Origin of the sequence: Klebsiella sp. CB_Kp196, from assembly GCF_040061575.1 — a bacterium.
GTDB lineage: Bacteria > Pseudomonadota > Gammaproteobacteria > Enterobacterales > Enterobacteriaceae > Klebsiella > Klebsiella michiganensis.
This window is the reverse complement of sequence record NZ_JBEAFH010000055.1, coordinates 89,420-112,401: the sequence shown is the minus strand read 5'-3', so window position 1 is coordinate 112,401 and position 22,982 is coordinate 89,420. Positions and strand designations below refer to the sequence as shown.

Annotated in this window: 26 protein-coding genes; 11 read left to right on the top strand and 15 right to left on the bottom strand. The window is 54.3% G+C overall.

Going from position 1 to position 22,982, the window contains the following annotated elements:
* Positions 1-88 precede the first annotated feature (88 nt).
* Together leuE and ABLU87_RS19920 are read left to right on the top strand one after the other, a co-directional pair.
* A complete protein-coding gene (leuE, locus tag ABLU87_RS19925) occupies positions 89-727 on the top strand; it encodes a leucine efflux protein LeuE (RefSeq protein WP_025106941.1) in 639 nt (212 codons plus the stop codon).
* 129 nt (positions 728-856) lie between these two features.
* Positions 857-1,120 (top strand): DUF2534 family protein, encoded by a 264-nt coding sequence (locus ABLU87_RS19920; RefSeq protein WP_004131510.1) that lies wholly within the window; start codon positions 857-859, stop codon positions 1,118-1,120.
* Between the two features lie 48 nt (positions 1,121-1,168).
* Here ABLU87_RS19920 and ABLU87_RS19915 read toward each other — a convergent pair whose 3' ends face one another.
* From ABLU87_RS19915 to ABLU87_RS19905, 3 genes are all read right to left on the bottom strand, one after another.
* On the bottom strand, positions 1,169-1,294 hold the full coding sequence (locus ABLU87_RS19915) for a hypothetical protein (protein WP_086074258.1): 126 nt from the start codon (positions 1,292-1,294) through the stop codon (positions 1,169-1,171).
* Positions 1,295-1,508: 214 nt separating this feature from the next.
* Entirely contained in the window at positions 1,509-1,610 is a 102-nt protein-coding gene (locus tag ABLU87_RS19910) for a YoaK family small membrane protein (protein WP_004101234.1), read from the bottom strand.
* 57 nt (positions 1,611-1,667) lie between these two features.
* Positions 1,668-2,681, bottom strand: coding sequence for a sensor domain-containing diguanylate cyclase (locus ABLU87_RS19905; protein WP_025106942.1), 1,014 nt, complete (start codon positions 2,679-2,681; stop codon positions 1,668-1,670).
* A 296-nt stretch (positions 2,682-2,977) separates the two neighbouring features.
* On the opposite strand from ABLU87_RS19905, the gene ABLU87_RS19900 reads away from it, so the two are divergent.
* Positions 2,978-3,217 (top strand): DUF333 domain-containing protein, encoded by a 240-nt coding sequence (locus ABLU87_RS19900; RefSeq protein WP_025106943.1) that lies wholly within the window; start codon positions 2,978-2,980, stop codon positions 3,215-3,217.
* Here the strand turns inward: ABLU87_RS19900 and ABLU87_RS19895 are convergent.
* A complete protein-coding gene (locus ABLU87_RS19895; RefSeq protein ID WP_014228940.1) occupies positions 3,212-3,556 on the bottom strand; it encodes a DUF488 domain-containing protein in 345 nt (114 codons plus the stop codon). The genes ABLU87_RS19900 and ABLU87_RS19895 overlap by 6 nt on opposite strands.
* On the bottom strand, positions 3,543-4,052 hold the full coding sequence (locus tag ABLU87_RS19890; protein ID WP_064377937.1) for a DUF523 domain-containing protein: 510 nt from the start codon (positions 4,050-4,052) through the stop codon (positions 3,543-3,545). The genes ABLU87_RS19895 and ABLU87_RS19890 overlap by 14 nt, the downstream gene beginning before the upstream one ends.
* 162 nt (positions 4,053-4,214) lie before the next feature.
* Between ABLU87_RS19890 and ABLU87_RS19885 the strand changes: the two genes are divergently transcribed.
* Positions 4,215-4,907, top strand: a complete 693-nt coding sequence (locus ABLU87_RS19885) for a CTP synthase (RefSeq protein ID WP_049070256.1) — start codon at positions 4,215-4,217, stop codon at positions 4,905-4,907.
* Between the two features lie 37 nt (positions 4,908-4,944).
* On the opposite strand, the gene ABLU87_RS19880 is transcribed toward ABLU87_RS19885, so the two are convergent.
* Positions 4,945-6,129: a CynX/NimT family MFS transporter gene (locus ABLU87_RS19880; protein ID WP_025106946.1), complete on the bottom strand. Its 1,185-nt coding sequence runs from the start codon at positions 6,127-6,129 to the stop codon at positions 4,945-4,947.
* Between the two features lie 97 nt (positions 6,130-6,226).
* Between ABLU87_RS19880 and ABLU87_RS19875 the strand changes: the two genes are divergently transcribed.
* Positions 6,227-7,021: a helix-turn-helix transcriptional regulator gene (locus ABLU87_RS19875; protein ID WP_162557687.1), complete on the top strand. Its 795-nt coding sequence runs from the start codon at positions 6,227-6,229 to the stop codon at positions 7,019-7,021.
* On the opposite strand, the gene ABLU87_RS19870 is transcribed toward ABLU87_RS19875, so the two are convergent.
* The 3 genes from ABLU87_RS19870 to dgcJ all read right to left on the bottom strand — a co-directional run bounded on the left by ABLU87_RS19870 (position 7,005) and on the right by dgcJ (position 9,645).
* Positions 7,005-7,451 (bottom strand): DUF441 domain-containing protein, encoded by a 447-nt coding sequence (locus tag ABLU87_RS19870; RefSeq protein WP_004138309.1) that lies wholly within the window; start codon positions 7,449-7,451, stop codon positions 7,005-7,007. The genes ABLU87_RS19875 and ABLU87_RS19870 overlap by 17 nt on opposite strands.
* Before the next feature lie 163 nt (positions 7,452-7,614).
* A complete protein-coding gene (locus ABLU87_RS19865; protein WP_004850011.1) occupies positions 7,615-8,115 on the bottom strand; it encodes a YbaK/prolyl-tRNA synthetase associated domain-containing protein in 501 nt (166 codons plus the stop codon).
* Between the two features lie 33 nt (positions 8,116-8,148).
* Positions 8,149-9,645 (bottom strand): diguanylate cyclase DgcJ, encoded by a 1,497-nt coding sequence (dgcJ, locus tag ABLU87_RS19860; protein WP_122116722.1) that lies wholly within the window; start codon positions 9,643-9,645, stop codon positions 8,149-8,151.
* Positions 9,646-10,006: 361 nt separating this feature from the next.
* Between dgcJ and ABLU87_RS19855 the strand changes: the two genes are divergently transcribed.
* On the top strand, positions 10,007-11,164 hold the full coding sequence (locus tag ABLU87_RS19855) for a glycosyltransferase family 9 protein (RefSeq protein WP_122116721.1): 1,158 nt from the start codon (positions 10,007-10,009) through the stop codon (positions 11,162-11,164).
* Between the two features lie 48 nt (positions 11,165-11,212).
* Here ABLU87_RS19855 and ABLU87_RS19850 read toward each other — a convergent pair whose 3' ends face one another.
* Together ABLU87_RS19850 and yeaG are read right to left on the bottom strand one after the other, a co-directional pair.
* Positions 11,213-12,496: a YeaH/YhbH family protein gene (locus ABLU87_RS19850; RefSeq protein ID WP_004138302.1), complete on the bottom strand. Its 1,284-nt coding sequence runs from the start codon at positions 12,494-12,496 to the stop codon at positions 11,213-11,215.
* 130 nt (positions 12,497-12,626) lie between these two features.
* On the bottom strand, positions 12,627-14,561 hold the full coding sequence (yeaG, locus tag ABLU87_RS19845; protein ID WP_004121478.1) for a protein kinase YeaG: 1,935 nt from the start codon (positions 14,559-14,561) through the stop codon (positions 12,627-12,629).
* Positions 14,562-14,988: 427 nt separating this feature from the next.
* Between yeaG and ABLU87_RS19840 the strand changes: the two genes are divergently transcribed.
* Together ABLU87_RS19840 and ABLU87_RS19835 are read left to right on the top strand one after the other, a co-directional pair.
* A complete protein-coding gene (locus ABLU87_RS19840; protein ID WP_004850021.1) occupies positions 14,989-15,735 on the top strand; it encodes a MipA/OmpV family protein in 747 nt (248 codons plus the stop codon).
* 92 nt (positions 15,736-15,827) lie between these two features.
* Positions 15,828-16,682, top strand: a complete 855-nt coding sequence (locus ABLU87_RS19835) for an aldo/keto reductase (RefSeq protein WP_348866006.1) — start codon at positions 15,828-15,830, stop codon at positions 16,680-16,682.
* Positions 16,683-16,780: 98 nt separating this feature from the next.
* Here ABLU87_RS19835 and ABLU87_RS19830 read toward each other — a convergent pair whose 3' ends face one another.
* Together ABLU87_RS19830 and gapA are read right to left on the bottom strand one after the other, a co-directional pair.
* On the bottom strand, positions 16,781-17,665 hold the full coding sequence (locus tag ABLU87_RS19830; RefSeq protein ID WP_014838178.1) for a D-hexose-6-phosphate mutarotase: 885 nt from the start codon (positions 17,663-17,665) through the stop codon (positions 16,781-16,783).
* Between the two features lie 74 nt (positions 17,666-17,739).
* A complete protein-coding gene (gene gapA, locus ABLU87_RS19825) occupies positions 17,740-18,735 on the bottom strand; it encodes a glyceraldehyde-3-phosphate dehydrogenase (RefSeq protein WP_004138295.1) in 996 nt (331 codons plus the stop codon).
* A 338-nt stretch (positions 18,736-19,073) separates the two neighbouring features.
* Between gapA and msrB the strand changes: the two genes are divergently transcribed.
* Positions 19,074-19,487, top strand: coding sequence for a peptide-methionine (R)-S-oxide reductase MsrB (msrB, locus tag ABLU87_RS19820; protein WP_004121465.1), 414 nt, complete (start codon positions 19,074-19,076; stop codon positions 19,485-19,487).
* 42 nt (positions 19,488-19,529) lie between these two features.
* Complete coding sequence (locus ABLU87_RS19815; RefSeq protein ID WP_004850031.1) at positions 19,530-19,805, top strand: YeaC family protein; 276 nt, start codon at positions 19,530-19,532, stop codon at positions 19,803-19,805.
* A 60-nt stretch (positions 19,806-19,865) separates the two neighbouring features.
* On the opposite strand, the gene yajD is transcribed toward ABLU87_RS19815, so the two are convergent.
* Complete coding sequence (yajD, locus tag ABLU87_RS19810) at positions 19,866-20,210, bottom strand: HNH nuclease YajD (RefSeq protein ID WP_004138290.1); 345 nt, start codon at positions 20,208-20,210, stop codon at positions 19,866-19,868.
* Positions 20,211-20,310: 100 nt separating this feature from the next.
* Positions 20,311-21,564, bottom strand: a complete 1,254-nt coding sequence (locus ABLU87_RS19805) for a glycoside hydrolase family 18 protein (RefSeq protein ID WP_064358726.1) — start codon at positions 21,562-21,564, stop codon at positions 20,311-20,313.
* Positions 21,565-21,889: 325 nt separating this feature from the next.
* Between ABLU87_RS19805 and ABLU87_RS19800 the strand changes: the two genes are divergently transcribed.
* Positions 21,890-22,966, top strand: a complete 1,077-nt coding sequence (locus ABLU87_RS19800) for a zinc-binding dehydrogenase (RefSeq protein WP_032720024.1) — start codon at positions 21,890-21,892, stop codon at positions 22,964-22,966.
* Positions 22,967-22,982: the final 16 nt, after the last annotated feature.

Sequence of the window (22,982 nt, the reverse complement as noted above, 5' to 3'; positions counted from 1 at the left end):
CCTCCGCACTCGCGGCGCTTTCAAAATGGTCCCGGTTGCGTTAACGTGCGCGGGATCATATTTTTTGTTGTAAGCGAAGGAGTGCGTTGTGTTCGCTGAGTTTGGTGTATTGAATTACCTGACCTATCTGGTCGGCGCTATCTTTATCATCCTGGTTCCCGGCCCGAATACCTTTTTTGTCCTCAAGACCGGCATCGCCCACGGCGTTAAAAAAGGGTATCTGGCGGCGGCAGGCGTGTTTATTGGCGATGCGGTGCTGATGTTTCTGGCTTTTGCCGGCGTCGCGACGCTCATCAAGACTACGCCGGTGCTGTTCAATATCGTGCGTTACCTGGGGGCGATTTATCTGCTGTGGATGGGCGGCAAGATGCTCTACGCGGTGTTAACCCAGCGTGATGGTCATTCGTCTGCTGATTCCGAGCCGGGCAGCGCGATTCTCAAACGTTCGCTGACCCTTAGCCTGACGAATCCAAAAGCGATTCTTTTTTATGTCTCATTCTTCGTGCAGTTTATTGACGTCAGCGCCAAAACGCCCGGGCTGGCGTTCTTTATTCTGGCGCTGACCCTGGAGATAATCAGCTTCATCTATATGAGCTTTTTGATCCTCTCCGGCTCTTTCGTTACGCGTTACGTGAAGACGAAAAAGAAGCTGGCGAAAATCGGCAACAGTCTGATAGGCCTTGTGTTTGTCGGTTTTGCCGCCCGTCTGGCGACGCTCCAGTCGTAATCGTTGGGGGCCGGTACGCGGGACCGGCCCCATAGTGACTGTCACTGCCTCGTAACAAAATCCCTTCAATTTTGATTGCATTGGTGTTACATATACAGCCGATTATCGCTCAGAAAAAAGGGAACCCGGATGATTCTGCAGAAACTCACCAGCAATAAAAACAGCAAGAAGTTCTTTTTGTCGATCGCGGCGATCTTTGCCATCGCGCTTATCGTGGTTGGGCGCGCCACCTTTGGCGGCGTGGTGAGTGAATACAATATGCCGTATTCAGAATGGACGACGTCAATGTTCTTCCTGCAGGGGGCAATGGTCACGGTTTACAGCATTGTGTTTACGCTGCTGTTTTCCATCCCGCTGGGTTTCCTCTTTTTAGGTTCCGACCGCCGGGACTAATTTCATGCAATAAGGCGAACCGAAGTTCGCCTTATTATGTTTCCACGGCTATCGCCAGTCTCTGTCGTCATGATGATGGTGGCGGTGTTGATGGTGATAGCCTGGGTCGACAATACATCCCGATAACAGCGTGCAAAGCGCGAGAATCAACGGCAACACGATCGGTTTTTTCATTTCTCACTTCTCCAGTTAAATCCGTGCGCAAAAACGGGCATGCGCCATCGGCTGATGAGGTGAGTGTATGCTTTTAACTTATTGAGTAGATGAGATAACTCTGCAATCCTTGCCGAAAAGACGCGCGAATAATCCTGGATTTACCACCAGCCCAATTGCGTACCCGCCACGGCAACGATGGCGACAATAAGCATAATTATGGTGCTTTTTTTCATTACGCTCCGCCTGGTGCCGCATAGCCGCCGACAAAAAACCAGCCCAGAAAAACCACGGCGACGATAAAAATAGCCACCGGAAATAGAATACCCAGTCTCATTATTGAGCCCCTGTAAGTGCGAGTCGTGTCGACTATGATACGGGATTTCACCGTAGATTAGTCAATATGAAAAAAACGCCCCTGACGGCGAGACTGCTTATCCTGATACATCGCCTCATCGGCGGCGCGCAGCGCCAGTTCTACGTCGATCTGCCAGGGGTCGGCTTCAATCACCCCAAAACTGGCGCCGGGGTAGTTAATCCGGTGTTCGCCAAGGAAATAGATCCCCGCCAGCGCTTGACGTAACGCGGCGATATACTCCTGCTGGTCGGCTGAATCGGGACCCGGACCGACAATTAAAAACTCATCGCCGCCGAGACGACCTACAATATCGCCGCTGCGCACGCGTGCGGCCAGGCGTTCTCCGATCTGAATCAAAAAGCTGTCGCCGCACGGGTGGCCGAATCGATCGTTGATTGCTTTGAAATCATCGAGATCGATAAAAATCAGCAGCACGCTGCGCTGCTGTTCCCGGGCCTGCGAAAACTGTGCGGCAAGATGCTTAAACAGCGAGCGGCGATTCGGCAAACCCGTAAGCTCGTCGGTATACGAATGCATCTCCAGCGCGACGTTAGCCGCCCGAAGCTGCTGTACCAGCGTCTCTTTCTCAACGTAATGGGAGATGAGGTTGGCAAACAGATTCATCACCTGCTCACCCTCAATGTTATAGGGCTGTCTTGCCCGGCTGGTGGCGCACAGCGTGCCGAATAATGAGCCGTCGGTCAGGCGCACGGGAATGCTGAAAAAGGTGGCGATCCCCAAATCCTGGGCGGCGAGACACGAACGCCAGCGCTCGGCAACATCGTTGCTAAAAATGCAGCGGTCGTCCAGCGCGCGTTTGCACAGCGAGTCGTTCCACGGGACGGAGAACCCTTCGGGGATCTGCATTTCGCTGCTGTTGTGCGCGTACATAATATGCTGGCGCTGCGCGTCGAAGTCGATACGAGTCAGGTAGGTAGATTCCATTCGGGTAACCAGCTCCAGCATCTCAAGCAGCTGTCGCACCAGGGTTTCGAGGGAGTGTTCATTAGCGAGCGTTTGCGACACGCGAGCGAGAATAAAATCGGACATGAGAAATACGGCTCCCGAATGCTAATCGTCACTACCAGCAAATGATGCTAAAAAACAATCAGCGCAGAATTAACAGAGATACACAAAATTTAACACATCTGGGGGGAGAATACCTGCATCCGCGGCGGGAAAAAAAGCCCCGTCGGGGGCGACGGGGAAAACTCATTGATTATGGAATGATCTGTTCTCTGGTCAATTCGAGAACAGGGCTACTCTACGATGCAAAAGTGCAGCTAAAATGGAGAAACCGTGGAGATTCAGGGTGAAAGACCGTTTTAATCGATTAAGGAGGGGAAATGAAGGGGATGATAGTCATGCTACCTCTGGCGCTTGCCGGATGCGCGCAGAGTCAGCCGGCGCAGCAAGCACACCCGATAGGGATGGCTAACCCGGCTTCGGTATACTGCCAGCAGCTGGGAGGGAAACAGGTTCCTGTCCAAAGCCCGCAGGGCGTGCGCACCGAGTGCAAGCTACCCAGTGGTGAAACGTTAGATGAATGGGCGCTCTGGCGCCGCGATCATCCGGCTAAGTCATAGCGCTTTCAGCCAGTCAGCCAGCACCTGGGCATGGTTTTGCCGGGTGTTTTTCGCCGCGTAGAGCAGCGTCAGCGGCTGCTGCCTGGCAAGCGCGGCCAGGCGCTCGCCTTCATCGCGGTGGGCTTCCAGCTCCTGGCGATAGCGCTGGCTAAAGTGGGCAAAATCAAGCGTCTCGCCGTGAAAAGCCTTACGCAAATCAGTCGATGGCGCCAGGATTTTGCACCACTCATCGTAATTCAGCGCCTCTTTTTTTATTCCGCGTGGCCACAGGCGGTCTACCAGTATCCGGTAGCCGTCGCTCGCTTCCTGCGGGTCATAAACCCGTTTACATTGAATCATCGTCACTCTCCCTCTGTTCCATCCAGGCAAGCAGCTGCGGCAACTGCAGCTCGGAAAATACCGTTATCCCGTATTCGCGAAGCAGGGCGGCGGCAACGCCGGCACCGGGCTTGCGCTGTCCGTTAAAGGTACCATCATAGATAAACTGACTGCCGCAGGTTGGGCTGCCGTCGGTGAGCAATGCTGCGGTACAGCCTTCCTCCTGCGCTGCTTTTAGCGCCAGCCAGGCGGCCAGCTGATAGCGCGCAGTGACGTCCTGGCCGTCACTTTCAACAATTTTCGCACGGTTTTGCATGACATCCGCTCCCTGCGCGCCAAGGATTTCCGCCGGTAGCCTGGGGATGGGCAATCCGGCAGCCAGCTCCGGGCAGTGGGTGACCAGCCGCCCCTCGCTCTGCCAGCGAGACAGCGCGTTAGCCAGCCGGGCTTTGTGGCTGCCGTTATAGCGAACCTGAAAGCCCATCAGGCAGGCGCTAACCAAAATTTTGTCCTTCATCATGCATCCATAGCGATTTGTCTGCCCTATACCATAGCGCCAGTCAGGCTAAATTACCCGCGTTCAGAAGCAGACAAAATAAGGATTGTGTTCTGCCGTTGAGATCGCTAACCTGAGGCTCCTTGTGTTGCCTGATATTCGCTCTGACATAAGGATTCTGCTATGAACTCCCCCCTGCGTATTGCCCTGGTTGGTGATTACAACCCTGATGTAGTTGCCCATAAAGCGATTCCCCTGGCAATTGATGATGCCGCCGCCGTACTGGAGCTGCCGCTGCGTTATGACTGGCTGGCCACCAGCGAAATAAAGTCCGCTGACGATCTCGCTGATTACGATGCTATCTGGGTGGTTCCCGCCAGCCCCTATAAAAACGCCGAAGGCGCGTTTATCGCTATACGCCACGCGCGGGAAAACAGCATTCCGTTCCTTGGCACCTGCGGAGGATTCCAGCACGCGATTATCGAATACGCGCGCAACGTTATGGGCTGGCGAGATGCCGCACATGCGGAAACCGATACCGAAGGCCGGATGGTTATCGCGCCGCTTAGCTGCTCGCTGGTAGAAAAGTCGGACAACATTGAACTGCGGGCCAATACGCTGATCTCTCGTGCCTATGGCCGTGACAGTATTGAAGAGGGTTACCACTGCAGCTACGGGATTGCCGCCGATTTTGCCCGCGAGCTGGAGCAGGGCGACCTGCGGGTTACGGGCTGGGATGATGACGGTGAGATTCGGGCGGTAGAACTGGTGACGCATCCGTTCTTTGTCGCCACGCTATTTCAGCACGAGCGCAATGCGCTGGAAGGCAGACCTGCGCCGCTGGTTCACGCGTTTTTACGCGCGGCAAGTCAGTGAGCGAACGCCCGGCGGCGGTTGCCGGGCGTCGATATCGCTAGCCGTTGATCTCCCGATCGCGACCGGCCAGCGCGCCAAATACCGCCATCGCAACGGAAATCAGCGCCACGGCGATCAGCGGGATATGCCAGTCGCCGTTGGCATCATGAATTTTTCCCATCACCGGCGGCCCGCAGGCGGCCAGCAGATAGCCCACCGCCTGCGCCATTCCCGACAGCGCGGCGGCCTGGTGCGCCGAGCTGGCGCGCAGCCCGATAAAGGTCAATCCCAGAATCATGGTCGCGCCGGAACCGAAGCCAAAGATAAGCGTCCACAGCACCGCCTGAGCGGGTAAAAACCATAAACCGAGCGCGCTGACTGCACACATCAGGGCGACCAGCACCGCAATGCCGCGCTGATCTTTCAGCCGATGCAGTATTAACGGGATCGCCAGCCCCGGCGCCGCGGTGGCGAGCTGGAGCAGCCCGTGCAGGGAGCCCGCCTGCGCTTCGCTGTAGCCTATGCTTTGCAAAATGGCGGGCAGCCAGCCGATGATGACGTAGTAGACCAGCGAGTTAATCCCGAGAAACAGCGTCACCTGCCAGGCCAGCGCCGAGCGCCAGATCCCGCGGTTGTGGATGGCGCCCGACCCCGTCAGCGGCGCGGTGACTTGCCTGCGCGCCTGCGGTAGCCAGATAAACAGCGCCAGCAGCGGAAATGCCATCAGCATCAACAGCGCGCCGCGCCAGCCCAGTCCGGCGAGCGCCAGCGGAACGACCATTGCCGAACCCAGCGCCGCCGCGCCCCCCATGGTGAGAGAGTAAGCGCCGGTCATTTTGGCGACGTGCTGCGAGAAGTCACGTTTGATCAGTCCGGGCAGCAGAACGTTTCCCAGGGCGATGCCGCAGCCGATAATCGCGGTTCCGATAAACAGCAGCGAGACGAAGGGCAGGGAGCGCAGACCCACGCCGAGGCAAATCAGGATCATCGCCAGCAGCAGGCTACGTTCAATGCCGAATCGGCGGGCGACACCCGCCGCCAGCGGCGAGACCAGGCCAAAGGCCAGCAGCGGCAGGGTGGTTAACAGACCGGTTTGCGCGGTGGTGAGGCCATATTCGCTGCGAATGGCATCAAGCAGCGGCGCGGCGCCGGTAAAGGTGACCCGCAAGGTGGTGGCGATAAGCAGAATACCGGTAATCAATAGCAGATTACGGCGGCCGGCAGAAGGTGAAACAGAATTCATGGCTATCTCAAACAAGAATACGTGGCGCTTACCATAGCCTGTTTGCCGCCTGTTTAAATCAAGCTAAAATGACAGATTATCGCTAAAATCGGACAATATCATGATCGGACTCGGCCTGGACGGCTACGACCCGGACAGCGGCCACGAAGCGGCGGCGGCTTTTCGTATTCAGGTGGTCGCGGACGAGCAGTACATTCCGCGCCACCATCACCGTAAAGGTCAGCTCATCCTGGCGCTACACGGGGCGCTGACCTGCGAAGTGGAGAACGCGATGTGGATGGTGCTCCCGCAGTACGCGGTGTGGGTACCGGGACAGGTGCCGCACAGCAATCGCGCGACGCCGGAGGCGCAGGTCTGCTTTTTATTTATTGAACCCCACGCGGCGCCGATGCCGGATTTCTGCTGCACGCTAAAGATTTCGCCGCTGGTGCGCGAGCTTATCCTCGTTATGGCCGAGCGCGGCAGGGCCGAACTCGCTAAACCGGCAATGAACCGCCTGGTGCAGGTGCTGTTCGATGAACTCCCGCAGCAGCCGCAGGAGCACCTGCAGCTCCCGGTCTCCGGGCATCCAAAAATTCGTCAGATGGTGGACATGATGGCCGTCGACCCGGCCCGCTGGCAAACGCTGGCGCAGTGGGCGGCGGAGTTTGCCATGAGCGAACGCAATCTGGCGCGGCTGGTGGTGCGTGAGACGGGCTTAAGCTTTCGCCGCTGGCGACATCAGCTGCAGCTGATCCTCTCCCTGCAGATGCTGATCCGCGGGCAGACGGTACAGCAGACGGCGCAGAGCCTGGGCTATGACTCGACCACCGCCTTTATTACTATGTTTAAAAAGGGCCTCGGGCAAACCCCGGGGCGCTATCTTGCCAGCCTGGCTACGACTTCCCAATAAACAGCGAAATGATCCCGGCGGCGATCAGCGGGCCGACCGGGACGCCGCGGAAGAGGGCGACGCCGAGCACGGTGCCGACCAGCAGTCCGGCTACCAGCTGCGGCTGCGAGCCCATCAGCGCCACGCCGCGCCCGCCGAGCCAGGAAACAAAAACCCCCACGGCAATCGCCAGCAACGATTTCCAGTTCACGAAGGAGTGCAGCAGCGTAGAGGGCGGTAGCGTGCCGCTGGCAATGGGCGCCATCACGCCGATGGTGAGAATAATAATACCGATGGTCAGCCCTTGCTTTTCAATCCACGGAAAGAAGGCGTTGAGCGGGGTGACGCGGACGATAATTAATACCAGGATTGAAATAGCTACGGTGGTGTTATGGCTAATAAAGCCGAGCGCCGCCAGGCCCAGCAGTATTAACAGGGTGGTGTCGAGCATGTGCAGAGGTCCTTGCCAGAATATAAAAAAGAACAGCCCGTTTACTCTACGCATAATCGCGTAAGTAAACAGGTTTTTTATCGCAGACTCGCGATTTGAGGCATCTGCACGATCGATTTTCCCCCGCGGCACAATGCGCGCCCTGGCGCAGGAGAGGGAACAATCAGGCTTCGCGATGAAACGCGATCAGTTCCGGACGGGCAATACGCAGATAGTCGGCGGTATCAAGGATGATGGACTTATCAAGCTGCCCGGCGTTGAAGGCGATTTCCGGGAAGCGCTCAAACAGCAGCGGGTCGGCGACCAGGCGTAAAGAGGGGTGGAAGCTGAAAGGGGGAATGGCGCCAAAGACGCAGGCGGTCAGGGCGTCAACTTCCGCCGGACTGGCCAGAGAGGCTTTGCTGCCGCCGACGTATTCGGCCAGCCGGGCTAAATCCGCCTGCAGATCGGCGGCAAGGATAGCCAGAACGTGCTGATTAACCCCATGTCCTTTAATTTTACATACCAGCGCTTTTGCTCCCTGACCCAGCGCGGTGCCGCGGATCTTCGACACGGCTTCACACTTTCCGACGGCTTCATGTTCCACGACCCGGTAACGGGCGTGGTCGCGGTTAAGCAGCGCCAACAGCTGCTGATGAATACTCACTTTTACCGGCGCGTTCATGTCGTTTTTTTCCTTAAAAATAAAACCTCAAGATTAATCCTCTCGCCCCGGGTAAGCGTGTTTTTTTTGCTTTTTATTTTCGTACAGCCGGGCATCCGCGATTTTCATGACGTCGGCCAGGCTATCCCCCGGCGCCATGCTGCAGGCCCCCCATGAGAAATTAACGCGCTGGTTAATGTCAATTTCCTTCAGGTGCTGGCGAATACGCTCGGGTATATTTTTCGCCTCCTGTTCCTCATAATCGATCAGTATCAGGAAGAACTCATCGCCGCCCAGCCGGATACCGTAATCGCTTTTACGAATGGCGGCGGAAATGGACTGGGCGAGCAGCACGATGGCGCGGTCGCCTTCATCGTGCCCCCAGGTGTCATTAAGGTATTTAAGCCGGTCGCAGTCCAGCGCCATAAACACGATATTCACGCCTTGCTCGGTGAGCTTTTGCATACGCGATTCCAGCAGCGCGGAGAGAATTTTTCGGTTGTACAGACCGGTTAAAGAATCACTAATGTTTTCTTTAAAAACGTCGGTATACAGGCGAAAGTGCATGCGTACCAGGTGCAGCAGAACGCCGGTAGATATCAGGTAAAACAAAAATAGCTTCCAGGAGCTAAGCAGAAAATAGGTCATATCCAGCGACAGCGAAATGTGCAGGTTTTCCGCCACCTGCTGGCTATGGTGGGCGTAGCTGAAAAAATGCGTGTTGCTGCGGTGAACGCGGATTTCAGACGTTGAGTCCGAGTCCCTTAAGGTGATGTCGAGATAACGCCAGACCAGGGGGCGGTCGGTGGTATAGAGCAGCTTCTCAATATCGTGACGAGTGACGTCCACCATCACAATGCCCTTCAGCCGATCCCGATGATAGACTGGGGTTAAGAACGACAAAATATTCTGTCCGGTTAATGCGTCAGCATAGATGCTGGAAATTAGCGTACGCCCGCGAAGTAAACCGTTAAGACTGAACTGAGTGATGCCCAGTTTACTGTCGTGAAGAAAGTTCCAGTTATCAACGGGGCTGCTATCTATCTCAATCGGCGAATAGAAATACGCGTATTTATTGTCTAAATCGAGGTAATAGCGGAAGCGTTTATCGGATTTGAAGGTTGCCGAATTCAGCGCGGCGATAATATCGCTTTGGGCTATCGCGGCATCAAAAGCCTGCAGCGCCGGGAGATCGTTAATCCACGGCTCGCACGAAGGCTGGGTGGTACTGAGCGTACCGTGAAGCCCGGGGAAGGTATGCCCGGCGGTATTGAGCCCGTATACGTTGCCATTGGTCTGCACGCCAGCGCAGGCCTGTTGGGCCTTTTCGGCAGTGGGGTGCGTATCCAGCTTTCGCGAGACCTGGGAGATAACCAACTGATTTTGATATTTATCGTACAGAAAGGCGGATTCGCCCTTCTCGACGATGTAGCGCATGTATTCCGACATATCCCGATGGCTGGCGACTAATTCATACACCAGAAATGAAGATGTCAGGACAACCACCCCCGCAGAAATGAAATGTCGGAGTAATTTATTCTGTAATTTCATGATGATAATTTCGCCAGCACAATTAAGACAATTCTACCATGTGCGGCGCAGGGACGCCACGTTCGGTGGCAGGCAGACTGTTTATCTATCCAGTGCCGGAATCGGGCACCACCGCGCGGCAATGAAAATAAATAGTTTATTAAATATGAGGGCGCTAATGAATATTGCTGTCGTAAATATCCTGCAAAATCCATTTTTCACTCATTTTATCCTCAATGAAATATGCTGCAATGATGCTGCTATGGCTATCCTGGTGCAGCTAAAAATGAAATAATGTTAATTATCAAGCGAACTTTTCTTATTTTTACCAGTCCTTAGCAGGGTTACAGACAGTACTATTGAAAGCGGCAATGAGGTTATCATGATGGAAAACGCAGCGGTGCAGGGAACCCCTCGAAAGTTTAAAAAAATAAGGGCGCTAAACAGGCGTCGAAATTATTTTTTTAAGAAAATACGCAATGATCTGCGAGTCTATATCGCTAAAGCGTTCTGGGATAGTCGCGCGCGCCGCGAAGCTGATTTAACCTCCGCGAAAACGGTGCTGTTAATGCGTAATGAAGGTGCGATCGGCGATGTAGTTGTTGATTCAGCGCTGGTTAAATGTCTTCACGAGGCGGGAATGACCGTTGACTTTCTGTTGACCAAATCCAATAGTCAGGTCATGCGGTATAATCCGCGCATTCGCCATATCTATGAGGCCGAGAATGTCGACTCGGCGGATTATTTGCACAAATTTACCCATAACGTTCCTCAGTCAGTTATTACTGAGCTTGCGAATAATAAGTACGATATTGTAATCGACCCGTCGTTGTTTGATATTCCGGTACACAGGATGCTGTTGTTACGACAGATAAAGCCCAGAGCGGTACTGGGTTTCAATAAGTGGCCTTCTATTAAACACTACAGCAAGTCTTTTGATTTTGACTGTGAAAACTGGCACGTCAGTAAGACATTTTCTTTTATCGCTGATTATCTGCAGCTGGATAAAAAATCTCTGCAATCTTATGATCTGCATATACCACAGGATATCTGCCAGCAGGTTCGTGATTATCTGGCGGCGCTCAACGGGCGTAACGTGGTGATTAATATTTTTGCCGGGCATCAGGACCGCAGCATGTCGCAGGCGCAGCTGGCAACGCTTCTGGCCAGGCTGTGTGAGGATTATCCGGACGTCAATATCATATTGCTCGATCATCGCAATGAAATCCGGATCCCCCTGCCGGAGAAGGTCTGCGTGAATCCGTTTAAAACGCTGCACCACTGCATGGCGCTTATCGCCGAGGCCGACTTAGTTATCTCGCCGGATACCTCGGTGGTCCATATGGCGGCGGCGTGGAAAAAACCGCTTATCGCGGTCTACAAAGATGTGCGGATGAATAATCGACTCTGGGCTCCGGGGTACGACAACGCGCGGCAGATTATCGTTAAATGCGGCAAGGTATACCAGCTGGAGAGCTTGCCCGACCTGATAATGTCGGAGATTGAACCCGTCACCCTGCAACAGGCGCGAGCCGGGTAAGGTGGGGTAAAAAAACAGCCAGCGTCTGTGCTGGCTGTCCGGAAAGGCTTAACCGTCCGCTTTTGAGGTTTGCTTGTGAAACAGTTCACGGAACACCGGATAAATATCTTCCGGGTCGCGAATATGCTGCATAGCAAAGTTTTCGAAGGTTGACTGCAGGTGTTCATATTCCCGCCACAGCGTCTGGTGCGCGCGCCGGGTTATCTCGATATAGCTATAGTAGCGCACCACGGGCAGGATTTTCTTCGCCAGCAGTTCGTGACACAGCGGTGAATCGTCCGCCCAGTTATCGCCATCCGAAGCCTGCGCGGCGTAGATATTCCACTGCGCCGGGTCATAGCGCTCTTTGACCACTTCATCCATCAGCTTCAGGGCGCTGGAGACAATGGTGCCGCCGGTTTCTTGCGAATAGAAGAATTCGTGTTCGTCGACCTCTTTCGCCTGCGTATGGTGGCGGATATAAACCACATCAACGTTTTTATAGGTCCGGCTGAGGAACAGATACAGCAGGATGTAAAAGCGTTTTGCCATGTCCTTTGTCGCCTGGTCCATGGAGCCGGAAACGTCCATCAGGCAGAACATCACCGCCTGACTTGACGGTTCTGGCCGTTTTTCGTAGTTCTTGTAACGCAGATCGAAAGTGTCAATGAACGGCACGCGGTCAATTTTCGCCCGCAGTTCGGCTATCTCTTTACGCAGCCGCTCCTCTTCCAGCAGCTGCGCCGGTTCGCTTTTGCTAATGGTGTCCAGGTCTTCTTCCAGCGCGTGCAGTTCCCGGCGTTTACCGGCGGTCATCGCCGTGCGGCGCGCCAGCGAGTTTTGCAGCGAGCGAACGACGCTGATGTTAGCGGGCACACCGTTAGCGGTATAGCCCGCGCGATGGGTTTTATACTCCGTCAGCTGACGCTGCTGGTTTTTCTTCAGGTTCGGCAGGGCGAGATCTTCAAAGAGCAGATCGAGATATTCGTCTTTCGAAATCTGAAAAACAAACTCATCCTGGCCTTCGCCGTCGGCGCTGGCCTGGCCCTGACCGCTGCCTCCACCGCCTCCGCCGCCCTGAGGGCGCTCAATGCGGTCATTCTGTACGAAGTGATCGTTACCCGGGTGTACGCGATTGCGCAGGCCGCCGCGCCCCTGATGAAACATCGGTTCGTTAATATCGTCCGTTGGGATGGAGACGGACTCTCCGCTCTGAATATCGGTTACCGAGCGCTTGTTTATGGCCTCGGAGATCGACTGTTTTATCTGCGCTTTATAGCGGCGCAGAAAGCGCTGCCGGTTGACGGCGCTTTTATTTTTCCCGTTCAGGCGTCGGTCTATGAACCAGGTCATATGCCCTCCTGTACTGCATTTGCCAACTTATGCCCCGGCCATTCAGGCGCCGAAATATGCTGGCGCTGAATGTCATTGGGTCTTCGCAGTTATTATTAGCCCGGCAGCCGCTGCCAGCCGGGCTGGTCTATCAGGATGATTTACGTACCCGCAGATACCATTCGCACAGCAGGCGGACCTGCTTGCGGGTATAGCCTTTTTCCATCATGCGGTCGACAAAGTCATCGTGTTTTTTCTGCTCATCGGTTGACGTTTTGGTGTTGAAGGAAATCACCGGCAACAGCTCTTCGGTATTGGAGAACATTTTCTTCTCGATAACCGTGCGCAGTTTCTCGTAGCTGGTCCAGTTTGGATTACGCCCGCTGTTGTGCGCTCTGGCGCGCAGCACGAAGTTGACTATTTCGTTACGGAAGTCTTTCGGGTTGCTGATCCCGGCGGGCTTCTCGATTTTCTCCAGTTCCGCATTCAGCGACTCGCGGTCAAACAGCTGGCCGGTATCCGGGTCGCGATACTCCTGATCCTGAATCCAGAAGTCAGCGTAGGTGACATAACGGTCAAAAATGTTCTGCCCGTACTCCGAGTAGGATTCAAGGTAGGCGGTCTGGATCTCTTTCCCGATAAACTCGGCGTATTTCGGGATCAGATAGCCTTTGAGGAACTCAAGGTAACGCTCTGACTGCTCCTGCGGGAACTGCTCGCGCTCGATCTGCTGCTCGAGGACGTAGAACAGATGCACCGGGTTGGCGGCGACCTCGGCATGGTCAAAGTTAAATACCCGCGATAGGATTTTGAACGCGAAGCGGGTAGACAGGCCGTTCATCCCTTCATCAACGCCGGCATAATCGCGATACTCCTGATAGGATTTCGCTTTCGGGTCGGTGTCTTTCAGGCTTTCACCGTCATAGACGCGCATTTTTGAATAAATGCTTGAGTTTTCAGGCTCTTTCAGGCGCGACAGAATGGAGAAGCGCGACAGCGTTTCCAGCGTGCCCGGCGCGCACGGCGCATGGGTCAGCTCGCTGTTGTTAAGCAGTTTTTCATAGATACGGATCTCTTCCGAGATACGCAGGCAATAAGGCACCTTGACGATATACACGCGGTCGAGGAAGGCCTCATTGTTTTTGTTATTACGGAAGGTCACCCATTCCGATTCGTTGGAGTGGGCGAGGATAATCCCGTTGAACGGCAGGGCGGAGATCCCTTCGGTACCGTTATAGTTGCCTTCCTGCGTCGCGGTCAGCAGCGGATGCAGCACCTTGATAGGCGCTTTAAACATCTCGACGAACTCCATCAGCCCCTGGTTGGCACGGCACAGAGCGCCGGAGTAGCCGTAGGCATCCGGGTCATTCTGCGCGTAGTGTTCCAGTTTACGGATATCGACTTTACCGACCAGCGCCGAGATGTCCTGGTTGTTTTCGTCACCGGGCTCGGTTTTGGCGATGGCAATCTGCGCCAGGATTGACGGCCACACTTTCACCACGCGGAATTTCGTGATGTCGCCGCCGAATTCATGCAGACGCTTGGCCGCCCACGGCGACATAATCGTCCCCAGATAGCGGTTTGGAATGCCGTACTCTTTTTCGAGGATTTGCGCATCCTCCTGCGGGTTAAACAGACACAGCGGATGGTCGTTGACCGGGCTGCGCTCACCGTTTGCGCTGAGCACATAGATAGGGACGCGCTGCATCAAGGACTTCAGGCGTTCGGCAAGCGATGATTTACCGCCGCCCACGGGGCCCAGCAGATACAGAATCTGTTTCTTCTCTTCCAGCCCCTGAGCGGCGTGTTTTAAGTAAGAAACAATTTGCTCGATGGCATCTTCCATACCGTAAAACTCTTCAAAGGCCGGGTAGCGCGCGACGACCCGGTTTGAAAAGAGACGGGATAGCCTGGGTTCGAGGGCCGTATCGACCATGACCGGCTCACCGATGGCCATCAGCAATCTTTCTGCTGCGTTAGCATAAGCACTGCGATCTTGCCGACAGATGGTAAGAAACTCCTGCAGTGTGAACTCTTCGTCCTTGGCAGCTTCATAGCGCTGGCGATAGTGATCGAATATATTCATGGCATGCCGTCCTTTCGTTTTTAGCACAGGTTGAGAGCCGTTCATATGAATAGTGGGAGCCCCCGGAAGAGGTAAGCTGCACAGCGCTCTCTGAATCTCCAGCAACCCTTATGCCAGGTTGGCGAAGTCTCGGGATAACGTGCCCCGCATTTACTTCTTCTAAATTAAAGCGTAGATGCATTTGGAAAACTTGCATGGCGCAGAAAATCAATTTCAATGACTTATCAACAACTCATCCTGAAAAGCAGCGTCTCATTCGCACTTCGGGTTTCGCCACGTCATGACGCTGTCATTCAGCTGTCAGCGGGTGGTCATCTGATGATGAGAATCTGGTGAATTCAGTGTAATGACTGGTAAAGAATTTGAGGCATGACGTATACAACGTTAAACTGCCTGCGCTAATAATTTGACAACAGGAATATGGATCGTGACTAAAATCAAACTTCTGGCACTTGGTGTGTTGATTGCGACTTCAGCATCCGCCGTACACGCTGAAGGGAAGTTCACTTTAGGGGCGGGTGTAGGCGTCGTTGAACATCCGTACAAGCAATATGATGCTGATGTTTACCCGGTGCCGGTGATTAATTACGAGAGCGATAACTTCTGGTTCCGCGGCCTGGGCGGTGGCCTCTACCTGTGGAATGATACCAACGATAAGCTCTCCGTGACCGCCTACTGGTCGCCGATGTACTTTAAGCCAGGCGACAGCGATAGCGAGCAGATGCGCCGTCTGGATAAACGTAAGTCCACGGTGATGGCAGGGCTTTCCTACGAACACTATACGCAGTACGGTTTCCTGCGCACCGCGCTGTCGGGGGACACCCTCGATAACAGCAATGGTATCGTGTGGGATCTGGCCTGGCTGTATCGCTATACCAACGGCAACCTGACGCTTACGCCGGGTATTGGCGTGGAGTGGAACAGCGACAACCAGAACGAGTACTACTACGGTGTTTCGAAGCATGAATCGAATCGCAGCGGCATGCGCAGCTACGATCCGGACAGCAGCTGGAACCCGTACCTTGAGCTGTCGGCTAACTATCGTTTCCTCGGCGACTGGAGCGTATACGGCGTGGCGCGCTATACCCGCCTGTCTGACGAAATTACCGATAGCCCGATGGTGGACAAATCCTGGAGCGGGCTGATTTCAACCGGGATCACTTACTCCTTCTGATAGTGCATTATTACAGTGCAATTTGTGCATCAAAACAGGGCGTAAAGCCCTGTTTTGCATTACGGTGGTGCAATTAAACACAGGAGCATGTCATGGCAGAAAGGACCATCCGTTTTGGCGAGCATTCAGCGGTTCCGCTCATAGGGCAGGGGACCTGGTTCATGGGCGAAAACCCGGCTCTGCGCGCGCAGGAGTCTGCTGCACTACGCGCGGGCATCGATCTTGGCCTGACGGTGATCGATACGGCGGAAATGTACGCCGACGGCGGCGCCGAAGAAGTTGTCGGCGAAGCCATTCGCGGGCAGCGCGAGCGCGTGGTGCTGGTGTCTAAAGTCTATCCGTGGAACGCTGGCGGTCGCAAAATAGCCAGCGCCTGCGAGGAGAGCCTGCGCCGCCTCAATACCGACTATCTGGATCTCTACCTGCTGCACTGGCGTGGGGACTATTCATTGCAGGAGACGGTTGCGGGCATGGACGCGCTCGTTGCGCAGGGAAAAATTCGCCGCTGGGGCGTATCAAACCTCGATTACGATGATATGCAGGAAATCTGGCAGGCGGACGGCGACGAACAGTGCGCGACCAATCAGGTGCTCTACCATCTGGCCTCCCGCGGTATTGAACATGACCTGCTGCCGTGGTGCCAGCAGCAGCGGCTGCCGGTGATGGCATATTGTCCGCTGGCTCAGGCCGGTCGACTGCGCAATGGACTTTTAAATCATTCCGTTGTGAAAAATATTGCGCAGGAGCGGGGCGTAACCGCGGCGCAGATTCTGCTGGCGTGGGTGATTAGCCACCGGGGCGTAATGGCGATCCCGAAAGCGTCAAGCATTGAGCATGTCAGGCAAAATGCCGCGGTGCTGGATATTGTGCTGAACGATGAGGAGCTTGCGCTTCTGGATAACGCCTACCCGGCGCCAGCCAGAAAAACGCCGCTGGATATGGTCTGAACAAGCGTTAAAGAAAAGCCCCGACTTCGCGGGGCTTCAGCTGCCATCCGGCAGATATGGCGCACACGCGGTTAACCCGTGGGCCAACCTTTCTGGCGTTAGCGTTTCACCACGCGAAGGGTTTGCGTCAGGCGCGAAGGTTTCTCTTCGCTGGCCTTCTGCGTTTCGGTCACGCAGCAGGTTTCTACACAAACGAAGGTCTTGTAACCATCATCCGGCATGTCGCCCATGCTGACGGAAAGCGCCGGGCCCGGGTTCCAGGCCACTACGTTGCTGTTGTGATGATGCGTAACGTCGATGTTGCGGTTCAGCGCATCGTCATGAATCACGCTGCAGGTTTCGGCATTCAGATAGACGCGGTCGGTACGATCGGGAAAAGTCTCTGTGCCGTTGCTTAATACGCCTTCTTCCGCATTTTTCACTTTATCAATATAACGGTCGCCCAGACCGCTGACTTTCACTGCCGCAATGTCGCCGACGTTGAAATAGGTATGCAGGGCTGACGTGGTTTCAAATTCGCCGTGCGCTTCCAGCTCAATTTCGCAGGTTTTGCCCAGCTTAAAGCGCGCCAGCAGGGTGAACTCGTGCGGCCAGTACTGGCGGGTGGCGTCGCTGCTTTTCAGTGCAAAGGTCAGCACCACGCCGTTGTCGTCTTCATCGTGCCCTTTCAGGGCCCACGGCAGGTTGCGGGCGAAGCCGTGGGAGGGCAGACCCTGCTGAGCAGAAGGACCAAACCACGGCCAGCAAATCGGCACGCCGCCGCGCAGGGCAACGCCGTTTTTAAATGGGGTGTTGCCGCTGAGCCACAGGACTTCTTCTTCGCCAGCGGGCTTCCAGGAGAGCAGGTGAGCGCCCTGGAAAGCCACGGACGCTTTCACCTGCGGATGGTCAACGACGATCAGCTCCAGGTCATCAAGCTGGCGGCGGGAAAGTACAGGGGTAAGCTGTTCGATAACCGGGAGGGCAAAAATTTTATTAATCATTACGCAATCCTTTATCTTCAGACAAAAAAAAGAGCGACCGAAGTCGCTCTTACAGATTACTGTCTCATCTCAACTTATTTGGAGATGTGAGCAATCAGGTCCAGAACCTTGTTGGAGTAACCAGTTTCGTTATCGTACCAGGAAACCAGTTTCACAAAGTTGTCGTTCAGAGCGATACCCGCTTTGGCGTCGAATACGGAAGTGCAGATTTCACCGTTGAAATCGGTGGATACCACGTCGTCTTCGGTGTAGCCCAGAACGCCTTTCATTGCGCCTTCGGAAGCAGCTTTGATTGCTTTCTTAATTTCTTCATAAGAAGCAGCTTTTTCCAGACGAACGGTCAGGTCAACAACGGATACGTTCGGAGTCGGAACGCGGAACGCCATACCGGTCAGTTTGCCATTCAGTTCTGGCAGAACTTTACCTACAGCTTTAGCAGCGCCGGTAGAGGACGGGATGATGTTCTGAGCTGCGCCGCGGCCGCCGCGCCAGTCTTTGTGAGACGGGCCATCAACGGTTTTCTGAGTCGCGGTGGTTGCGTGAACGGTAGTCATCAGACCTTCGATGATGCCGAAGTTGTCGTTGATAACTTTTGCCAGCGGAGCCAGGCAGTTGGTGGTGCAGGATGCGTTGGAAACGATGTCCTGGCCTTCGTATTTGTCAAAGTTAGCGCCTTTAACAAACATCGGAGTGTTGTCTTTGGACGGGCCAGTCAGTACGACTTTTTTCGCGCCAGCGGTGATGTGTTTACGAGCGGTTTCGTCGGTCAGGAAGATACCGGTTGCTTCAGCAACAACGTCAACACCCACTTCGTCCCACTTCAGGTTAGCCGGGTCACGCTCAGCGGTAACACGGATTTTTTTACCGTTAACGATCAGATGACCGTCTTTCACTTCAACGGTACCGTTGAAACGGCCGTGAGTGGAGTCATACTTCAGCATGTAAGCCATGTAGTCAGCGTCTAACAGATCGTTGATTGCAACGATCTCGATGTCAGAACGTTCCTGAGCAGCACGGAAAACAATGCGACCGATACGGCCAAAACCGTTGATACCTACTTTGATAGTCATATATTCCACCAGCTATTTGTTAGTGAATAAAAGGTTGCCTGTAAAATTACAAAAACCTTACGCAGCGTCAAGCGGAATCGTGTCAATCATTGCGACAAATCAATCCAGAGCATGCCTTTGCGCGGTCGATTTATCCCACTTTCCCTTTGAGCCCAATTCCATATGGGGGCTGCGCCCGGAATTTTAAAGGTCACTGAAGATAAAAATGTGATATTCATCACAATTGTGTGGCTGCCTTTTGGCGTCGCCTAAGTTTAGAACAAAAGTGCACGCTTCATTGTTAATATTTTGTTAGAATTGACGTGAAAAGTTGTCCTTTCACAGCGAGAAGCAAGCCAATGTCGAATAAACCCTCTTCGGACGAGCTCAAAAAAAATTTGAGCGAGATGCAGTTTTACGTGACGCAGAATCACGGTACTGAACCGCCGTTCACCGGGCGGTTGCTCCACAACAAACGCGATGGCGTCTACCACTGCCTGGTGTGTGATGCCGCGCTGTTTCACTCGCAAACCAAGTATGATTCCGGCTGCGGCTGGCCAAGCTTTTATGAGCCCGTCAGCGATGACGCTATCCGCTACCTTAATGATTACTCCCACGGTATGCAGCGCACGGAAATTCGCTGCGGAAACTGCGATGCTCACCTTGGGCACGTATTCCCGGATGGTCCACAGCCCACCGGAGAGCGTTTTTGTGTTAATTCGGCCTCATTAAGCTTCACCAATGATGAAAACGGTGAGCAAATTAAGGGTTGAAAAAACGATTCAGCAAATTATTCCAAACGGGGTTGGCGGAAGATGGAAATTGAGCGGATTATTGACGGTATGACGCCGGAAGTTTATCAGCGCCTGGCGACGGCGGTTGAGCTGGGTAAATGGCCGGACGGCGTGGCGTTGACTGACGAACAGAAAGAGAACTGTCTGCAGCTGGTGATGCTCTGGCAGGCGCGATACAACGTTGACGCGCAGCATATGACCATCGATACCAACGGGCAGATGGTGATGAAGAGTAAACAGCAGCTGAAAGTTGACTTCGGCATTACGCCGCAGCCTATCGCGACCTTTAAATCCTGAGACTGAAAAGGCCTGCGTCAGCCCGGCTAACTGCGCGCCGGGCTCTGAGGCATCACAACGTTACTTCTTGTTCATCATCGCTTTAAGATCGGCGAAGGGGTTATATTTCGCTTCGCCGACGCTTTTCTGCGCATCTTCGCCAGCGACCACCGTCGAGCCATACAGATCGGCTTCGGTGTATTTTGAGTGCTCATGATCGTGACAGTACAGGCACAGCATCTCCCAGTTGCTACCATCTTCCGGGTTATTGGAGTGGTCGTGGTCAATATGGTGTACCGTCAGTTCACGCAGGTTTGAATAGACAAACTCTCGCGAGCAGCGTCCGCAGACCCAGGGGAAGAGCTTCAGCGCTTTTTCGCGGTAACCGACTTCCAGACGGGCGTAGTTTTTCGGGATATAAGCCATAATACCCATGCCTTTTGTTGCAAATGAAAAGCTGCGCCGGAGCCGGCGCAGCGGAATGGGGTTATCATAACCTATTGTGCTGGCGCTGACACCGCGCAGATCAGCGTTTGATCCCCAATGACTCGGCCAGCTGTTTCGCTAACTGATTCTGGTCATCGGCGCCGTACTCCCAGAACATCGCGCCACCCAGCCCCTTGCTCTTGATGTAGTCAGCCTTGATGGCCACCGAGCGCGGGTTCTCATACGAAAGCGCAAAGAGGGCTTGACCGTCGGCGGACTGCACCGACAGCCACGGTACCTTCGCTTCATCATCCCAATGCTGAGTAAAGCGCTTCTGCGGATCGTTGATTAACTTCGCCACGATATCGTTATATTTCACATAGGTATCTTTGGTCAGATCGACGCCCAGCGATTCGAACAGCTCAATCTGTTGAGCCGCAAAGTAGGGGCGGGTGGCCGGGTTTTTCTGCGCGTCCGGCTTGCTCCAGTCAATACCCGGCTCGACGGCGCGTTTGGGTATCCGGCCATAGAAACCAATCCCCAGGTTCATCTGGCTCGCCTTTAGACCGGCGGCAAGGTAGTTGTTCACTATAAAGTCCGCGCTGTACTTATCCGCTTCGGCGACCGTCGGCCAGCGGGTTGAATCATACAGGTTGGAATTGAAGTACTGGGTACCGTAGGCCAGGTCGTAGGTCATCAGGTTGATGTAGTCGAGCGATGGTGCAATGGCTTTGACGTCCACCCAGCTTTTTGGGCTCTCCGCGTTGGCGCCTACGGCGATGGTCACCAGTTTTTTATTACCGACCGCCGCGCGCAGCTCTTTCAGCAGGGCGGTAAAATTATCGCGATCGGCCGGTTGGCTGGCGACCAGCCCCCACGCGCCGTTGACCGGATACTCCCAGTCCAGATCGATCCCATCGAGACCGTATTTTTCAATAATCGCCTGAGCGGACTGAATAAACACCGCCCGGGTTTCCTTCGTCGCCGCCGCGCCGGAGAATCCGCGCGCTCCCCAGCCGCCGACGGAAAGCAAGACTTTCAGGTTCGGGTTCTGCTGGCGCAAGCGGGGGATTTTCTGTAAATCAGCCTGCACTTTCGGCGACAGCCAAATTTGATGCAGCTTGCTCGGATCTTTCAGGGCGGTGTTGGTTTCGTCTTTTTCATCGTTGTAAACCAGACCAAACGAGTAGTTGAGATGGGTAATCTGGCGTACGTCCAGTTTATCAATATCGCCGCCTGGACCGGCAGTGACGTCGCCGCCGCCGTTAAAGTAGCCGACGGACATCAGTGAGTTAGCGGAAACAACGCTCGCGCAGAGCAGGGGTAAAGCTGCCAGTAAAGGCAAAAGTTTCATAGCGGATCCTCTTTGACTTAAAAGTGACATTGAAAAGCAAACACGCCACGGAAATGGCGTGGCGAAAAAAACAGCTCGTGCAGCCTAGCATCTTCCGCTGCGCAAAAATGCGAAGCGGTTCACGGCTGCATTAGCGAAGCGGTAGTGAGACGACGTCCTTTTCTTCACTTCAATCATCTCCCTCGACGAATTTTACCGTATTTGTGATCTGAGTTGTGAAATGCAGATCAATATCTGTGTTTTAAAGATTTAATATTGACCTCAAAGATTCTGTGGTTAAGTATGGCCTTCACTGATGCAAAATCATTAAACAAAGGAAAACGCAATGAAAGCACTGGCAAGATTTGGTAAGGCCTTTGGCGGCTATAAGATGATTGATGTTCCGGAGCCGGCGTGCGGACCGGATGACGTGGTGATTGAAATCAAAGCCGCCGCCATCTGCGGCGCGGATATGAAACACTACAACGTGGACAGCGGCTCCGATGAATTTAACTCCATTCGCGGTCACGAATTTGCCGGTGCAATTGTCCGGGTTGGCGAAAAGGTCAAGGACTGGAAGGTCGGCCAGCGGGTGGTTTCTGACAACAGCGGGCACGTCTGCGGCGTGTGTCCGGCCTGCGAACAGGGCGATTTTCTGTGTTGTACAGAAAAAGTGAATTTAGGCCTGGACAACAATACCTGGGGCGGCGGATTTTCGAAATACTGCCTGGTGCCGGGGGAGATCCTCAAAATTCATCGCCACGCGCTGTGGGAAATCCCGCCGGGCGTTGATTACGAAGAAGCTGCGGTGCTGGATCCTATCTGTAATGCCTATAAATCGCTCGCCCAACAATCCAGGTTTCTTCCCGGTCAGGACGTGGTGGTTTTCGGTACCGGTCCATTAGGGCTATTTGCCGTACAGATGGCGCGCATTATGGGGGCCGTTAATATCGTGATGGTCGGTCTGGAAGAGGACGTCGCGGTGCGTTTCCCTGTTGCCAAAGCGCTCGGGGCAACGGCGGTCGTCAACGGTTCATCCGAAGATGTGGTCGCCCGCTGCCAGGCAATCTGCGGCAAAGATAATCTGGGGTTGGTTATCGAATGTTCCGGCGCCAATATCGCTCTCAAACAATCCATTGAAATGCTGCGCCCCAACGGTGAAGTGGTACGCGTAGGTATGGGCTTCAAAGCGCTGGACTTCTCCATCAACGATATCACCGCGTGGAACAAAAGCATCATCGGGCATATGGCCTATGACTCTACGTCCTGGCGCAACGCCATTCGCCTGCTCGCCAGCGGCGCTATCAAAGTCAAACCAATGATCACGCACCGCATTGGCCTGTCGCAATGGCGCGAAGGGTTTGACGCCATGGTCGATAAAACCGCCATCAAAGTCATCATGACTTACGACTTTGATGAATAACCCCCGTGATAAAAAG